The sequence below is a fragment of the Arthrobacter sp. BK1 genome, from assembly GCF_056680055.1.
This window is the reverse complement of the sequence record NZ_CM155263.1, coordinates 3,375,401-3,390,379: the sequence shown is the minus strand read 5'-3', so window position 1 is coordinate 3,390,379 and position 14,979 is coordinate 3,375,401. Positions and strand designations below refer to the sequence as shown.

Annotated in this window: 13 protein-coding genes; 8 read left to right on the top strand and 5 right to left on the bottom strand. The window is 66.9% G+C overall.

The genetic code is table 11. The features are described from left to right. Positions 1–51: 51 nt before the first annotated feature. The gene (gene rarD / locus AC1MCA_RS15470) at positions 52–1,101 is read left to right on the top strand and encodes an EamA family transporter RarD (RefSeq protein WP_479798932.1); all 1,050 of its coding nucleotides are present in this window, start codon (positions 52–54) and stop codon (positions 1,099–1,101) included. A gap of 128 nt (positions 1,102–1,229) precedes the next feature. Here the strand turns inward: rarD and gabT are convergent, their stop codons facing one another. Both gabT and AC1MCA_RS15460 read right to left on the bottom strand, forming a co-directional pair. Further along, positions 1,230–2,612, bottom strand: coding sequence for a 4-aminobutyrate--2-oxoglutarate transaminase (gabT, locus tag AC1MCA_RS15465; protein WP_108599706.1), 1,383 nt, complete (start codon positions 2,610–2,612; stop codon positions 1,230–1,232). A gap of 38 nt (positions 2,613–2,650) precedes the next feature. Next, complete coding sequence (locus AC1MCA_RS15460; protein WP_479798930.1) at positions 2,651–4,081, bottom strand: gamma-aminobutyraldehyde dehydrogenase; 1,431 nt, start codon at positions 4,079–4,081, stop codon at positions 2,651–2,653. 155 nt (positions 4,082–4,236) lie between these two features. On the opposite strand from AC1MCA_RS15460, the gene AC1MCA_RS15455 reads away from it, so the two are divergent. Continuing rightward, complete coding sequence (locus tag AC1MCA_RS15455; protein ID WP_479798928.1) at positions 4,237–5,670, top strand: PucR family transcriptional regulator; 1,434 nt, start codon at positions 4,237–4,239, stop codon at positions 5,668–5,670. A 73-nt stretch (positions 5,671–5,743) separates the two neighbouring features. Here the strand turns inward: AC1MCA_RS15455 and AC1MCA_RS15450 are convergent, their stop codons facing one another. Further along, complete coding sequence (locus AC1MCA_RS15450; protein WP_479798927.1) at positions 5,744–7,411, bottom strand: CYTH and CHAD domain-containing protein; 1,668 nt, start codon at positions 7,409–7,411, stop codon at positions 5,744–5,746. 194 nt (positions 7,412–7,605) lie between these two features. Between AC1MCA_RS15450 and AC1MCA_RS15445 the strand changes: the two genes are divergently transcribed. From AC1MCA_RS15445 to AC1MCA_RS15435, 3 genes are all read left to right on the top strand, one after another. Next, complete coding sequence (locus AC1MCA_RS15445; protein ID WP_479798925.1) at positions 7,606–8,958, top strand: MFS transporter; 1,353 nt, start codon at positions 7,606–7,608, stop codon at positions 8,956–8,958. A gap of 6 nt (positions 8,959–8,964) precedes the next feature. Beyond that, positions 8,965–9,645 (top strand): FadR/GntR family transcriptional regulator, encoded by a 681-nt coding sequence (locus AC1MCA_RS15440; protein ID WP_479798924.1) that lies wholly within the window; start codon positions 8,965–8,967, stop codon positions 9,643–9,645. A gap of 120 nt (positions 9,646–9,765) precedes the next feature. Beyond that, positions 9,766–10,941 (top strand): AI-2E family transporter, encoded by a 1,176-nt coding sequence (locus AC1MCA_RS15435; RefSeq protein WP_479798922.1) that lies wholly within the window; start codon positions 9,766–9,768, stop codon positions 10,939–10,941. Between the two features lie 161 nt (positions 10,942–11,102). Here the strand turns inward: AC1MCA_RS15435 and AC1MCA_RS15430 are convergent, their stop codons facing one another. Further along, positions 11,103–11,639 carry a hypothetical protein gene (locus AC1MCA_RS15430; RefSeq protein WP_479798921.1) on the bottom strand — a complete coding sequence of 179 codons (537 nt, stop codon included), beginning with the start codon at positions 11,637–11,639 and terminating at the stop codon, positions 11,103–11,105. A gap of 153 nt (positions 11,640–11,792) precedes the next feature. Here AC1MCA_RS15430 and AC1MCA_RS15425 point away from each other — a divergent pair, with 153 nt between their 5' ends. Genes AC1MCA_RS15425 through AC1MCA_RS15415 form a run of 3 tightly spaced genes read left to right on the top strand, consistent with a single transcriptional unit; the run spans position 11,793 to position 13,389 of the window. Beyond that, a complete protein-coding gene (locus AC1MCA_RS15425; RefSeq protein ID WP_479798919.1) occupies positions 11,793–12,083 on the top strand; it encodes a hypothetical protein in 291 nt (96 codons plus the stop codon). 2 nt (positions 12,084–12,085) lie between these two features. After that, positions 12,086–12,913 (top strand): DUF1206 domain-containing protein, encoded by an 828-nt coding sequence (locus AC1MCA_RS15420; RefSeq protein WP_479798917.1) that lies wholly within the window; start codon positions 12,086–12,088, stop codon positions 12,911–12,913. Positions 12,914–12,948: 35 nt separating this feature from the next. After that, on the top strand, positions 12,949–13,389 hold the full coding sequence (locus AC1MCA_RS15415; RefSeq protein ID WP_108599086.1) for an SRPBCC family protein: 441 nt from the start codon (positions 12,949–12,951) through the stop codon (positions 13,387–13,389). A 104-nt stretch (positions 13,390–13,493) separates the two neighbouring features. Here AC1MCA_RS15415 and AC1MCA_RS15410 read toward each other — a convergent pair whose 3' ends face one another. Continuing rightward, positions 13,494–14,960, bottom strand: coding sequence for an FAD-dependent oxidoreductase (locus tag AC1MCA_RS15410; protein WP_479798915.1), 1,467 nt, complete (start codon positions 14,958–14,960; stop codon positions 13,494–13,496). Between the last annotated feature and the right edge of the window lie 19 nt (positions 14,961–14,979).

Here is a 14,979-nt window from a genome sequence, read left to right as displayed (position 1 = left end):
AAAGCAAGCCTACTGACTAAATGGCGGAATAGGCCTCCGCAGCATGATGTTATGGAAGACGTGCCTACTCCCCACGGACCCGACTCCCCCACCGAAACCTCCGCTCCGATCACAGCGGCAGGGAAAGCGCGGACGGGGACGTCCGGGGCCAAGGCCCCGGGGGTGAAGGCCCCCGGACTGAAAGCCGTGGATAAAGAGACGACGGCGGGAATCATCTTCGGCTTCGGAGCGTACGGCCTGTGGGGGCTGCTCCCGTTGTACTTCTTTGCGCTGATGCCGGCCGGGGCCGTGGAGATTGTGGCCAACCGCGTGGTGTGGTCGCTGGTGTTCTGTGCACTCCTGATCACGGTGACACGGTCCTGGCGTGCCCTGGCCGCGGCGTTCCGTGACCGTTCGGTGTTCTGGACCCTTGCCCTCGCGGCCGCCCTCATTGCCGTCAACTGGCTGACGTACACGTACAGCGTGACCACCGGCCAGGCCGTCGAAGCTGCACTGGGCTACTTCATCAATCCATTGGTGTCCGTCCTCCTGGGTGTTTTCATCCTCAAGGAGAGGCTGCGCCCGCTCCAGTGGGCCGCCGTCGGCATCGGCTTTATTGCGGTGGGGGTGCTTGCCGTCAGCTACGGAAAGCTGCCGTGGATCGCCCTGACGCTGGCCGTGAGTTTCGGGCTGTACGGGTTTGTGAAGAAGCGGGTGGGGCCGAAGGCGGACGCGGTGACCAGCCTCAGTGTGGAGACCATCGTGCTGGCCCCGCTCGCGGCAGCGACCATGGTGTTCCTGGGCCTCACCGGTGCGGCCACCCTGACAACCCAGGGCGCCGGGCACTTCTGGCTGCTGCTGGCCTCCGGCGTGCTCACGGCCGTGCCCCTGCTGTTCTTCGGCGCCTCCGCGCGGCGCCTGCCCCTGACCACCATCGGACTGCTGCAGTACGTCGCACCGGTGCTGCAGTTCATCGTGGCGCTGACGGTCTTCCAGGAAGCCATGACCACGGCACGCTGGATCGGCTTCGGTATTGTCTGGCTGGCCCTGCTGGTGCTGACGCTGGACATGCTTGGCGCGACACGCAGGAATTCTGCGGCGAAGAAGCTGGCACAGGCCTAGGCAGACAAGCGCGGACCGGCAGCTGGTCTGCTGCCGGTCCGCGCTTGGTAACTGCCGCCTGTAGCGGCCCGGGTGCCCGGCGCCCGGTGCGGCCGGAGTGCCCGCGCCGGGTGCCTGGGGCGGGGGTGCTAGGCGTGCGCCTTGATGGCGCGGGCCAGGACGTCCAGGCCGTCGATGAGCAGTTCGTCCGTGATCACCAGCGGGGGCAGCAGCCGGATGACGTTGCCGTAGGTGCCGCAGGTGAGGATGATGACGCCCTCGTTGAGGCAGGCAGCAACCACATTCCTGGTGAGCTCCGGGTTGGGTTCCTTGGTGCCGGCGTGGACCAGTTCGATGGCCAGCATCGCACCCCGGCCGCGGATGTCGCCGATGACGGCTGAGCCCGCACCGGCCAGTTTGGCCTGGAGTTCCCGGAGCCGGCCGGTAGCCAGTTCCTCGATGTGGCGGGCACGGCCGGCCAGATCGTATTCCTCCATGGATCCGATCGCGGCCAGGGCGGCAGCGCAGGCCACCGGGTTGCCGCCGTAGGTGCCGCCGAGGCCGCCCGGGTGGACGGCGTCGAGCAGGTCGGCCCGGCCGGTAATCGCCGAAAGCGGCATGCCGCCGGCGATGCCCTTGGCCATGGCGATGATGTCCGGGACCACGCCCTCGTGGTTCACGGCGAACCATTCGCCGGTGCGGCAGAAGCCGGACTGGACTTCGTCGGCGATGAAGACGATGCCCTTCTCCTTGGCCCAGCCGGCCAGCGCCGGAAGGAAACCTTCGGCCGGGACAATGAAGCCGCCTTCGCCCTGGATCGGCTCGATGATGATGGCGGCAACGGATTCTCCGCCGATCTGCTTTTCGATCATGGTGATGGCACGCTTGGCGGCTTCCTCGCCGGTGATCGCGGGGTTTTCCTCGCGGTACGGGTAGTTCATGGGCACGCGGTAGACCTCGGGCGCGAACGGGCCGAAGCTGCCGGCCGGGCCTGCCTTGTAGGGCATGGCCTTGGCGGTCAGGGCCATGGTCAGGTTGGTGCGGCCGTGGTAGGCGTGGTCGAAGGCGACCACGGCGTCCCGGCCGGTGGCCAGGCGGGCCACCTTGATGGCGTTCTCCACCGCCTCGGCGCCGGAGTTGAACAGCACGGTGCGCTTCTCGTGGTCACCCGGGGTGAGCCGGTTGAGCTGCTCGGCGAGGGCCACGTAGCTTTCGTAGGGGGTGATCATGAAGCAGGTGTGGGTGAAGTGTTCCACCGCTTCCTTCACGGCACCGACGACGGCGGGATCGGACGCGCCGACGCTGGTCACCGCGATGCCCGAGCCGAGGTCAATGAAGGAGTTGCCGTCGACGTCGTGGATGATCCCGCCGTCGGCGTCCGCTACGTAGACCGGGACGCTGGAGGCGACGCCGGCGGCGACAACAGCTTTGCGGCGCTCGGTCAGGGCAATGGATTTGGGGCCCGGGAAGTCGGCCTGGACGCGGCGCTTCTGCTCCAGCCGGTAGGTGATTTCGCTTGCGGTGGTGGTCATGGTGGGCTCTTTCTTTGCTGGGTGGGGGCCGGTAAGGATTACGCGTCGAGCGCAGACATGACGTGCTTGATGCGGGTGTAGTCCTCCACGCCGTACATGGAGAGGTCCTTGCCGTAGCCGGACTGCTTGAATCCGCCGTGGGGCATTTCGGCGGTGAGGAGGATGTGGGTGTTTATCCAGACGGCGCCGAAGTCCAGGTCACGGCTCATCCGCATGGCCGTGCCGTGGTCCGAGGTCCAGACGCTGGAGGCCAGGGCATAATCGACGTCGTTCGCCAGCTCGAGTGCCTCCGCTTCGGATGCGAACTTCTGCACGGTGATGACCGGGCCGAAGGTTTCCTTCTGCACGATGTCGTCCGTCTGCTTCGCGCCGGTGACGATGGTGGGTTCGAAGAAGAAGCCTTTGTCCCCCGCCCGATGCCCGCCGGTGACGATGCGGCAGTTCTCCGGCAGGTGCTCCACTACGGAGGTCACAGCGTTGAAGTGGTTGACGTTGTTCAGCGGGCCGAAGTAGTTCTCGGCATCGTTCTGGGAGCCGGTATGCAGGGACTTGGTGTGCTCCACCATGGCGGCTACGACGTCGTCGTGCACTGAATCCTCCACCAGCACGCGGGTGATGGCGGTGCAGTCCTGGCCGGCGTTGAAGAAGGCGAACTCCGCGATCGCGGCGGCGCTCTTCTTGATGTCAGCGTCCTTGAACACGATGGCCGGGGCCTTGCCGCCGAGCTCCAGGTGGGCGCGCTTAAGCCCCTTCGCGGCACCGGATGCCACGGCGATGCCGGCCCGGACCGAGCCCGTGATGGAGACCAGCCCGGGGATTTTGTGGTCCACCATCATGGCGCCGGTTTCACCGGTTCCCAGGACCACGTTCAGCACCCCGGCGGGCAGGATGTCTCCGGCCAGGCGGGCGAGCACCAGCGTGGATTCCGGTGTCGTGTCGGAGGGCTTGAGGACCACCGTGTTGCCGGCTGCCAGGGCAGGGCCGATCTTCCAGATGGCCATCAGGAACGGGTAGTTCCACGGCGCCACCTGCGCCACCACACCGATGGGTTCGCGCCGCACATACGAGGTGTGGCCCTCGAAGTATTCGCCGGCGGACTTGCCCTCGAGGATGCGGGCGGCACCGGCGAAGAAGCGGAGCTGATCGGCACCGGCAGCCACTTCCTCGGAGGCGATGAGCGAGCGCACCTGGCCGGTGTTGCGGTGCTGCGCCTCGACGAGTTCGTCGCTGTTGGCCTCGATGGCGTCGGCAAGCTTGAGGAGCATCAGCTGGCGCTGGCCGGGCGTGACATGCTTCCAGGTTTTGAAGGCATCCTTGGCGGCGTTCATGGCAGCATCAACATCGGCCCGGACGGAGACCGGCGCCTTGGCCACCACCTCTCCGTTGGCGGGATTGACGATGTCCAGCATGGCGGTGCCGGCGGGCGTGACGAACTCACCGTTGATGAAATTCTGCAAGGTCTGGACCACGGCGTACAACCTCTTTCATAAGGAACATCAGCTGTCAGGCGGATGGATGGGGCTGATTCGAGCCTATGCCAGCGGGTGCACCCAAGGAATAGCCACCTGCACACCCATCACGGAATTGTTTAGTGCGTTTGACCAGCCTTGGATATCCTGTCCAGATGGCCATTTCCCTCGCTGCCCTGGTGGGTGTGCATTCCCTCCACCTGTCCAAGGCAGGCCTCGCCGAAACAACGTGGCACCACGACATCAACTGGGTTGCGGTGACCGAACTGGAAGACCCGCAGCGGTTCCTCAACGGCGGCGAGCTGGTGCTCACCACGGGCATGCGGCTGCGGTCCGCTTTCGAACAGCGGCGGTTCGTCCGGCAGGTCCAGCGCGCGGGCGCGGTGGGCATCGGGTTCGGGATCGGGCTGACCCACGACGCCGTCCCGCCGGCCCTGCTTGCGGAGGCAAACCGGTGGGGACTGCCCATCGTCGAGGTCCCGTACGAGACCCCTTTTATCGCGATCGGCAAGCTGGTGGCGGATGCGCAGTCGGCTGACCACTTCGCCAAACTGGAACGGCTGATCGCCGGCCACCAGATCCTGGCGCGGGCCCTGCTCACCGGCGGCGGCCTCGCCGAGCTCCTCAAACACCTGGGCGGCATGCTGCGGACCGATGTTGCCCTGACCCAGTTCACCGCCCTGCTCTTCAGCAGCACCACGGACCATCCCACGGCAGACAAGTGGGCGTCCTATCCGGTTCCCACGGGCCGGCGGGATGCCTGCACCCTCTGGGTCCGGCAGCCCTTCGAGGATTCGGGCATCATCGGTTACGCCCAGAACCTGATCAGCGTGGAACTGAACAACATGGTCAAGCAACGCCAGGCCCAGCGCGCCCTCTGCGGCCAGGTCATCGAGGACGTCATCCAGGGCTCCCTGGAAACCAGTGAAGCCCAGCGCCGGCTGGCGGGCGTAGGTGTCAACAGCACCCGCAAGAACGTGGTCCTCCTGGCCGTATCGGCCGCCCATCACAAGGCTCTCCTGAGCACCTCCGTGCCGCAGCCGCTGGACGACGCGGTGGCCGCCGTCGTCGGGAAGGACCTGGTGGTGGTGATAAACGACGACGGCGGCGGGGCACCTGCGCTGGCCCGCAGCCTGAGCGACCACCTGGCTGAGGCGGGGATCCATGCGACGATCGGCATCGGCGGTGCGTACACCAAACCGAACGGCCTGCGCTGGAGCTACTTCGAGGCGCGGGACGCCGCGAGGCACGGCCTGCCGGTGAACGAGCCCGAACGCCTGAGCCTGACCTCACTGCTTCTGGCGAGCGAGGATGTGCCACTGGCGGACATGGCCCACGAGTCCCTCGACCCGCTGCGCACCTTTGATTCAGCCCACGGAGCGGAGCTGATGACCACCCTGGAAAGCTACCTGAACAACAACGGCTCGGTGGCCGCCGTCGCCGAGGCTTTGACCCTGCACCGGAACACCGTCCGCTACCGGCTGGCACAGATCACCGAGCTGACGGGCTACGACCCCGCGGTCACCGCGGACCGGGTGCAGCTCTGGCTGGCGCTGGCTGTTTCACGGCTCGGCGCCCGCCAGACCTGAGACGCCGAACGACACCACAACGACACCACAACGCGGGGTCACTTAAAGCCCCTTCCGCGGCTCCGGAGGGGCATTAAGTGACCCCGCGTTGCAGGAGCCGGCGGGACTTCTTCCGTTCCTTCCGGTACTTGGCTTCAGCCTCCGCGGCAAGCTGGATCTGCTGCGTGTGGAGCGTAACGTAGGCCGACGCGACCTCTTCGGGCAGTTCCGGCGCGGCGAGCAGTTTCACCAGCAGGTCCCGGGCCACCACGCTGTCGTGGAAATCGCCGAGGATCTGCTGCTGGCTGTGCGCAGCGTTCGCGATTTTCGTGGCATGTTTGCCGTGTACAGGCGCCACCGACTCGGCAACGTGCCGCAGCCGTTTGGCGTCCTTCCGCACGCGGTGCAGGGCCGTCTCGTATTCCACTCCCTGGTGTGAATGCCGGGCCGCCTTGTCTGAGCGGCGCAGCCGTTTGACCGCCTTGGCCACCTGCCTGCGGGCTGCCTTCCCCGCCGGCTCGGCGCTGCCCGGTCTGACCGGCGGGCTGTCCAGGAACGCCTCGAGGGCGTCCAGGAGATCGAAATAGCGCGCGGACACCATCGCCATCTGAAGCTTCCGGTGCGCTGCGTCCCGGTTCCCGCCCAGTTCATCCTCCAGCCGTTCCAGCACCGCCGCCGAGGCGGGTCCCTGCGGCAGCCCGGCCGCATGCTCGCGGAGGCGGTCCAGCATGACTTCGGCGTCCCGCGGCACGCCCAGCACCCGGCCCAGCCATTTGAGTTCGGCGACGAGGTGCTTGACGGCCAAGGCGTTGTAGAACCGACGGTAGGCTCCGAGCGCCGAACGGGCCCGCCGGGCGGCCGAGCGGATATCGTGCACCGCGTCGGGCTCTTCCAGCCGCACACCCGGATCACACGCCATGATTTCGCGCACCTGCGTCCCCAGGTAGGCGCTCAGGAGGTCCTGGACCGGGTCCTTTTTGCCGGTCGGTGGGGCGTCAGTTGCCGCAGACGCCCCCTGGGCAGATCCGGCCGTACCGGATTCCCCCAACGCCTTGGCCAGTTTGGACTGATGTTTCGCGGGGACTGCCCCGGCGGCCGCCAAGAGTTCTTCCGCGGGGGCGAACAGTTCAGGGCTGCCGTGCACCAGCTCCAGCTCCCACTCGCGCCATTGCTGTGTCCGCGCTTCGGCCGGTGACGCTGGGTGGGAGCTGCCTTCTGAATCGTGGGAGGTCTCCGGTCCAGCGGGTGCCTCCCGGGCCTCGGCGGTGACGCGGTCATCGGCGAGATCGGCCAGATGGGTGCCGTCCTCGCCATAGAGAGGGTAGGTGGTGCGCTGGGTTTCCAGACGGACCACTGGCACGGGTTCGTTGCCGCGGAGATGGACATGCAGGTGGGCCAGCAGGCTGTCAGGGACGACGGCGGCCTGGCCCAGCGGGGCGTGCAGCTCGCGGCGCCGCTGGGGTTCCGTACCTGCAGGGGGTTCCGGTGCGGGGGCAGCACCTTCGGGCGCGGTACCTTCGGACCCGCTACTTTCGGACGGGAGTTTCAGGTGCCAGCCGGCATCGGCACCGCCGGTCCGGCGCCGAAGGGTGATGCCGCGGGACGCGAGCGCATGAGTGCGGGAGTCGAAATACACAGCCTTCAAGGTGTCCACGTGAGGCTCCCCCACCCGCGCAACCCCGGGAAGCTCCGCGAGCGCGGGCACCTCGGTATCAGCGCCGACGTCGTACTTCCTTTCGACCTCAACCCCCTGCGAATCCATACGTGCCGTCCTTCCACATTGATGGGGCATGCAACCCGCAGAGCACGGTCCAGGACCTGCTCAGGGCACGATTCTATGCCGCGAACCTTAACAGGACCCCGCACCGCACGGCCTGTCGTCGGAAGGCCGGCACGGGGAGAGAGTTTCCCCACAAAATAATGAAACATCAAACGTCCAACGTCTAACCTTGAGGGATGCCCGTCACCCGTTCCGCACCCCCGCCCGCGCACACCGCAGCCCTCCCCGCGCCCGCCGCAGTGTCGTCCACCGCGCCGGCGTCCACCGCGCCGGCGTCCACCGCGCCGGCGTCTGCCGCGACGGCGGCCCCGCGCTCGGCCGTCGTGCTCGGTGTGCTTGCGCTGGTGCTCATCGGACTCAATCTGCGGGCCGGGATAGCCGGTGCGTCACCCCTCCTGCATGATCTGCAGCTGGTTCTGGGCTACGGGCCGCTGGTGGCTGCGATCATCCCCTCTATCCCTACCCTCTGTTTTGCCGTGGCCGGAGCGGCCACCTCGTGGCTGACCGGGCGGCTGGGCGTGGAGAAGGCCATCCTGCTCTCCCTGGCCATGCTGGCCACCGGGCTGCTGCTGCGCGGCATCCCGTCCACAGGCATGCTGATGGCGGGCACGGTGGTGGGGATGTCCGGACTGGCGGTGTGCAACGTGGCGATGCCGTCGTTCATCCGGGAGCATTTTGCCCAACGGACCTCGCTGATGACGGCGATTTACACGGTGACCATGACCACGGGCGCCACGGTGGCCTCCGTGACGGCGGTCCCCCTGGCTCTGGCGATGGGTTCGCCGTCCGCCGCGGTGGGCGCCATTGGCTTCCTTGCCGTTGCCGCTCTCCTGGGCTTCCTCCCCATAACACTGCACGCGCACCGCCACAGCGTCCGCAGAACCTCGGCCCGCGTTTCCCCGTGGCCCCTGCTGCGCACCCGGAAGGGACAGCTGCTGACGGCCATCTTCGCGCTCCAGGCATTGCTCGCCTATTCACTGATCAGCTGGTTCCCGTCCATGCTGATCAGCCGTGGCATCAGCGCCGCGGACAGCGGCCTCCTCTACGGGCTGATGCAGCTGGTGTCCGTCCCGGCCGGTATGGTGCTGATCGCGATCGGTGCCCGGCCCAGGATGCTCCGGCCAGCGCTGTATTCGGTCAGCATGATCATGGTGGCCGGACTCGCAGCGCTGCTGTTCCTTCCGTCCGGGCTGGTGGTATTTCCGGCCGTCCTGCTGGGCTTCGGCCTGGGAATATTCCCGCTGGTGATGGTGATGATCAGCCGGAGCGGGACTTCCACCGCCGAGACCACTGCGCTATCCACGCTCGCCCAGTCCACCGGCTACCTGCTTGCGACGGCGGGCCCTTTCGGCGCCGGCCTTCTGAACAGCGCCACCGGCGGCTGGACCCTCCCGTTGGCACTGCTGCTGGGCCTCGCCCTGGTCCAGGTTGCGGTTGCCCACCTGATCACGCGCGGCGCTGCAGCCGGAACGGCCGGTGGCACTGCCGCCGGCCGTACCACCGTCACTGCAGCCGGCCGGAAGAAGTAGGACGTCATGACCCTGAGCACCTCCCACCGCCAGCCCCTCGCGGACGAAATCACCGCCAAACTCCGGGAAATGATCCACTCCGGCGAATGGCCCCTGCACCAGCGGATCCCCGCCGAGCCCGAGCTGATGGCCGGGCTTGGCGTGTCCCGCGGCACGCTCCGGGAAGCCATCAAGGCGCTGGCCCACGGCGGGATGCTGGAAGTCCGCCGCGGCGACGGAACCTACGTCCGGGCCACCAGCGAGATGTCCGGCGCCGCCCGGCGGATGTACCAGGACCATACGGAGGAGCACATCCTCGAAGTCAGGCTGGGGCTGGACACCACGGCAGCGCGCCTTGCCGCCCGCAATGCAACGGCCGACGACGTCACCTCCCTGCGTGCCGCACTCGCCGCCCGTGACGTTGCGTGGAATGCGGAGGACTACGAGGGTTGGGCGCGTGCGGACTGGGAATTCCACGAGCGTGTTGCCCAGGCCTCCTCCAATCCCCTGCTGCATGAGCTGTACGTCAGTTTCGGCGGCGTTTTCCATCAGGAGCTGTTGAAGCAGCAGCGCCGGGGCAGGCTGGACGGCCTCACCTACGAGGGCCACGGCGAGCTGGTTGAGGCGATCGAGGCCCGCGACGCCGACGCCGCCGTGGCCAGTGTCAACCGGAACCTGAACTCCTGCGCGGAGTGGCTGCGGGCTTAACCGCGTCGGAGTCAGCGGGGTTTCGTTGCCCGGCAAGCCCATCAGTAGGCTTAGCATCTGACGTAGACAGTTAAGCCCTGCGTGCCCCGCCTCGAGGGTGCACGCCAATGAAGGAGCACCATGGCGCAAGCAGCCAACATGTCCGGGGATGAGCCTTCCGCGGCCTCTGACGCCGCAGTCGGAACCGGAAACCGCAAGCAGAAGCCACCAAACGCCCTGTGGGCCGATGGCCTGGGCCGGGTGGGGATCCGCTCCGCCCAGGTCCTGCTCATCCTGACAGTGGCGGTGGTCTCGGTCTACGCACTGATGCAGATCAAGCTGCTGGTCATCCCCATCCTGATCGCGCTGATTCTCGCCGCGGCCATCGGGCCCTTTGTGAACATGCTCCGGCGCCGCGGACTGCCGGGCGGCGCAGCAACCGCGGTGGCGTTTGTTGCCCTTCTCGTTGTCCTTGGCGCCGTGGGCACAGTCATCTACCTGTCCATCCGGAACCAGTGGGCTGAACTGGCCCAGCAGGCATCCGCCGGGCTCGACGAGCTGGAGCAGTTCCTGGTCAACGGCCCCATCCCCATCGACCCCGCCCAGCTGGACCAGGCCAGGGAAGGGATCATCCAGTTCGCCACCAGCAGCCAGGCCCGCTCCGGCGCCATCACCGGGCTGTCGGTGGTGACAGAGTTCCTGGCCGGGGCCGGCCTGATGGTGGTGATCCTGTTCTTCTTCCTCAAGGACGGCGCCAAAATCTGGAACTTCCTGCTCCGGCCGTTCAAGGGAGAGCGGGAGGCGAAACTGCGCCGCGTGGGAAGCCGCACCTTGGAGGTCCTGGGCGGCTACGTCCGCGGCACAGCGATCGTCGCCCTGGTGGATGCCGTGGCGATCGGTGCAGCGCTGCTGATCCTTCAGGTACCCCTGGCGATCCCGCTCGCCATCATTGTGTTTATCACCGCGTTCATCCCGCTGGTGGGCGCCACGGTTGCCGGCATCCTGGCCGCACTGGTGGCGCTGGTGGCGAACGGCCCAGTGGTGGCACTGATTGTGGTGGCCGTGGTGGTGGCCGTCAACCAGCTCGAAGGAGACCTGCTCCAGCCGATCGTGATGGGCAAGTCCCTGCAGCTCCACGCCCTGGTAATCCTCATGGCTTTGACCGCCGGAACCATCCTGGCCGGGATCATCGGCGCAGTATTGTCTGTCCCGCTCGCCGCTGTGGCCTGGGCCATCATCCAGGTCTGGACGGCCGAGGACCCGAACCTCAAGGACATGAACCCGGACCTGCCGCCGGCCAACACGCAACCCATCTGACGCTTCGCCGGCACACCGCACGACGTCGGGCAGGCACCCGGGTGCCCACCCGACGTCGTACTTTTTAAACAACGCCTTAAACAACGCGGGGTCACTCCCCGCCCAATTTAGCCACCGGATTGGGCGCGGAGTGACCCCGCGATGATGGTTTTGCTGAGGGGTTAGGAGCGGAGCCCGGCGAAGACGTTCTTGGGCCGCTGCATCTCGCCGTGCTTGGCACCGAGGATGATCACAGCGCCGGCGAAAGCGGGGATCGCCCACTGCAGGATCCTGAGCTGCTGCTGGGCGGACTTGAGCTCATCCGAGGCTGCGGGACTGGGCTCCGTTGCGCCGACAGCACCCTGGTCCGCAAGCTTCTCCACCTTCTTGCCGAGGATGCCTGCGTACAGCGTCACCGCTGCGCCGGCAACGGTCACCGCCGTCTTGATGGCTGTGTCCCGGGCGACGCCGTCCTGCTTGGCGATCCGTTCCTTGTTCTCCCAGGCGATGGCGAGATCTGCCGCCAGGTGCGAGACGAACGCCGCCGTCTGGATGGGTGCCCACTTCATCCAGCCGGAACTCGAGAGCCTGGTGCGCTCCGCCGGGTCCTTGGCTTCCGCCGCCGCGCCGTTGAGCCCGATGGCTCCCATCAGCGATCCGCCAAACCACGCACCGGCCGTCAGGTCATGAATCGAACGGGCCAGAAGATTTCCTGCCATGATGTGTTTCCTCACGTTGTTTCGGTTCCTGGATGCCGCTGGAGCGGTCTTTACTGCCGTGTCCCATTAAGGTCATGGTCAAGCCATCGTAAGCACACTTACTAATATTACGAAACCCCGACTTCCGCTGCGCTTACGCGTAATATCGTCGCCATGGAAAACACTGGGACTTTGTTTGGCTGGGCGTTCGGGGACCCCGCCCGTCAGCGTGAGGATTCGTACATGGCAGGGCTCCAGAAAGAGGCGCTGAAGAACGCCACAGAAACTTCCCGGGCCAAGGGAGTGGCGGTGGTGGAAGGCTCTGAAGTCTTCACCGCCCTGAGCGCCGAAGACACCCTGGTGGAGCTGGACCACGCACCGGGCAAGCTGGTGGTCCGCTGCACCGTCCATGTTGAGGGGCCGGGCGCCGGCAAGCTGCACGCCGAGGGACCCATGAACGGCTGACCATGTCCGATGCAGAATCAACCATCAGCGAGGCGGCGGACGCCGTCGAGGAAGCGTCGGACACCAAGGCGCTGGATGTTGTTGCGCGCTCCGGCTTCGCCGTGATGGCCCTGCTCCACATGATTGTTGGCGCCATTGCCATTGCCTTGGCTTTCGGGCAGCCCGGCCAGGCTGAAGCCACCGGAGCCATCGAACAGCTCGCCGCCAATCCGTGGGGGCCGGCCGTGCTGTGGTCCTGCGTGGTGGCCTGCGCCGGCCTGGCTCTGTGGCAACTCAGTGAGGCCACGCTCCGGGCCCGGCGGCTTCCCCGGGCGAAACGGCTGGGAAAGCTGATTTCGTCCGGCTTCCTTTTCCTCGCCTACGGCAGCGTGGGGCTCAGCTTTGCCGGCTTCGCCGTCGGACTCCGCGGGGACTCCGGCGACACCACGCGGGACTTCAGTACCGCCGTCCTCAATACGCCCGTGGGAGTGCCGCTGCTGGTCGCCGTGGGCCTGACCGTCATGGGCGTTGGGGTCTACTTCGTGGTGAAAGGGCTGCGGCGCGGGTTCAAGAAGGAGCTGTCCCGGTTTGAGGGCAGGCGCCGCGGGAAGCTGGTGGACTCGCTGGGCGTCACCGGGCACGTGGCCAAGGGAATCGCACTGAACCTGGCCGGGCTGCTGTTCGTCATAGCCGCCGCCAAGCAGACGCCCGAGGAGTCCACCGGCCTGGACGGCAGCCTCAAGGCTCTCCGGGAACACCCCTTCGGCCCGTACCTGCTGGTGGCGATCGGGGCCGGCTTCATCTGCTACGGAATATTCGCGCTGGTCCGGGCCCGGTTCGGCCGGATGTAACACCGCTCAGCCACCCCACCAATGGAAGGAACGCCATGTCAACCGTGAGCCAACTGTTCAATTCCCCGGCGGAGGACGTCTGGAAGGTGATCGCTGACGGCTGGCTGTATTCGGGCTGGGTGGTGGGTGCCTCCCGGATCCGTGCTGTGGATGCGCACTGGCCGGAGGTCGGCTCACGGCTCCACCACTCAGTGGGCATCTGGCCACTGGTGATCAACGACAGCAGCCGCGTAGCCGCCGTCGAGCCCGGCCGCTCCCTGGAACTGGTGGCCCGGGGCTGGCCGCTGGGCGAAGCCAAGGTGGTCATCACGCTGGAGGACCGAGGAACGCAATGCCTGGTGACCATCAAGGAGGACGCCATCCGCGGGCCGGGGAAGCTGGTTCCCAAGGCGCTGCGGAGTCCGGTGATCGATGTGCGGAACCGCGAGACCCTGAACCGGCTCGAGCTGATGGCCGCCGGTGGCGCGGGGCATTAACGCAACGCGGGGTCACTCCACGCTCAATAATTGGAGATTATCGGGCGGAAAGTGACCCCGCGTTGGTTGGAAGGGGCTGGTTGGAGGGGGCTGGTTGGAGGGGGTTAGACCTGGGCAGCGACGCCGTCGCGGGAAATGGCAACCATGTCCTCGCGCGGCACCACCTTGATGCGCTCACGCTTGACCTCGACACCGTGGGATCCGCCGGCCTCGGTGGCAGCGGCCCCCAGCGCCAGTTCGTGGGCGTCCAGGGCCAGCCAGCCTTCCCAGCTGGTGAACTTCACGCCGCGGGCGTCGAGGAGTTCGACGACGGCGTCCGCCCCGGGAACAGCGGCAACCGGAAGGTTCTCGCGGTCTTCCAGCAGGTATGTCACGGTCTCCAGGGCGTCGCCCTTGGTGTGGCCGATCAGGCCGACAGGTCCCCGCTTGATCCAGCCCGTGGCGTAGATGCCCGGCACGTGGGTGCCGGCGGCATCCAGGACGCGGCCGCCGTCGTTCGGTACCACGCCCTTCTTGTGGTCGAATTCGATCTCCGGCAGGGCCGAGCCGAAGTAGCCGATCGCGCGGTACACGGCCTGGACCGGGTAATCCACGAACTCGCCGGTGCCGCGGGCGTTGCCCGTGCCGTCCAGCTCGGTGCGCTCGAACTTCATGCCGGCGACCTGGCCCGGGGTTTCCGGGGAATCGTAGATTTCCACCGGGCTGTGCAGGAAGTGCAGGTGCAGGCGGCGGGAGGCCGTGAGCTCGGAGAGGTCCTCGGGCTGCTCGGCGATCCAGTTGGTGAGCGTGCCAACCATGGTCTTGGTCTGGTTGTTGCTCTGGATCTGGCGGTCCGATTCCTCGTCGAACTCGAAGTCCTCGGCGTAGAGGATGATGTCCACGTCCTTGGAGTGGGACAGTTCGCGGAGCTCCAGCGGGGTGAACTTCACCTGGGCGGGGCCGCGGCGGCCGAAGACGTGAACGTCCGTGACCGGCGAGTCCTTCAGGCCGGCGTAGACGTTGTCCGGGATCTCGGAGACCAGCAGGTCATCGGCGTGCTTGGACAGGACGCGGGCCACGTCCAGGGCCACGTTGCCGTTGCCGATCACGGCGATTTCCTTGGCGTCCAGCGGCCATTCGCGGGACACGTCCGGGTGTCCGTCGTACCAGGAGACGAAGTCGGCGCCGCCGAAGGAGCCGTCCAGCTCGATGCCGGGGATGTTCAGGTCCGCGTCCTTGATGGCGCCGGTGGCGAAGATGACGGCGTCGTAGTGGGTGCGCAGGTCCTCGATGGAGATGTCCGTGCCGTAATCCACGTTGCCGAAGAAGCGGATGTCGCCGCGGTCCAGGACCTTGTGCAGGGCGTTGACGATGCCCTTGATGCGGGGGTGGTCCGGGGCCACGCCGTAGCGGATCAGGCCGTAGGGTGCCGGGTAGCGGTCAAAGAGGTCGATGCTCACGGTCAGCTCGCCGCTCTTGACGGCTTCGCTCTTGGTGAGGATGTCCGCGGCGTAGACGCCGGCCGGGCCGGAGCCCACCACGGCGACGCGCAGCGGACGTTCGGCAGATCCTACGGAGGTGCTGGTTGACACGGCTGTGTTCCTTTTCTTC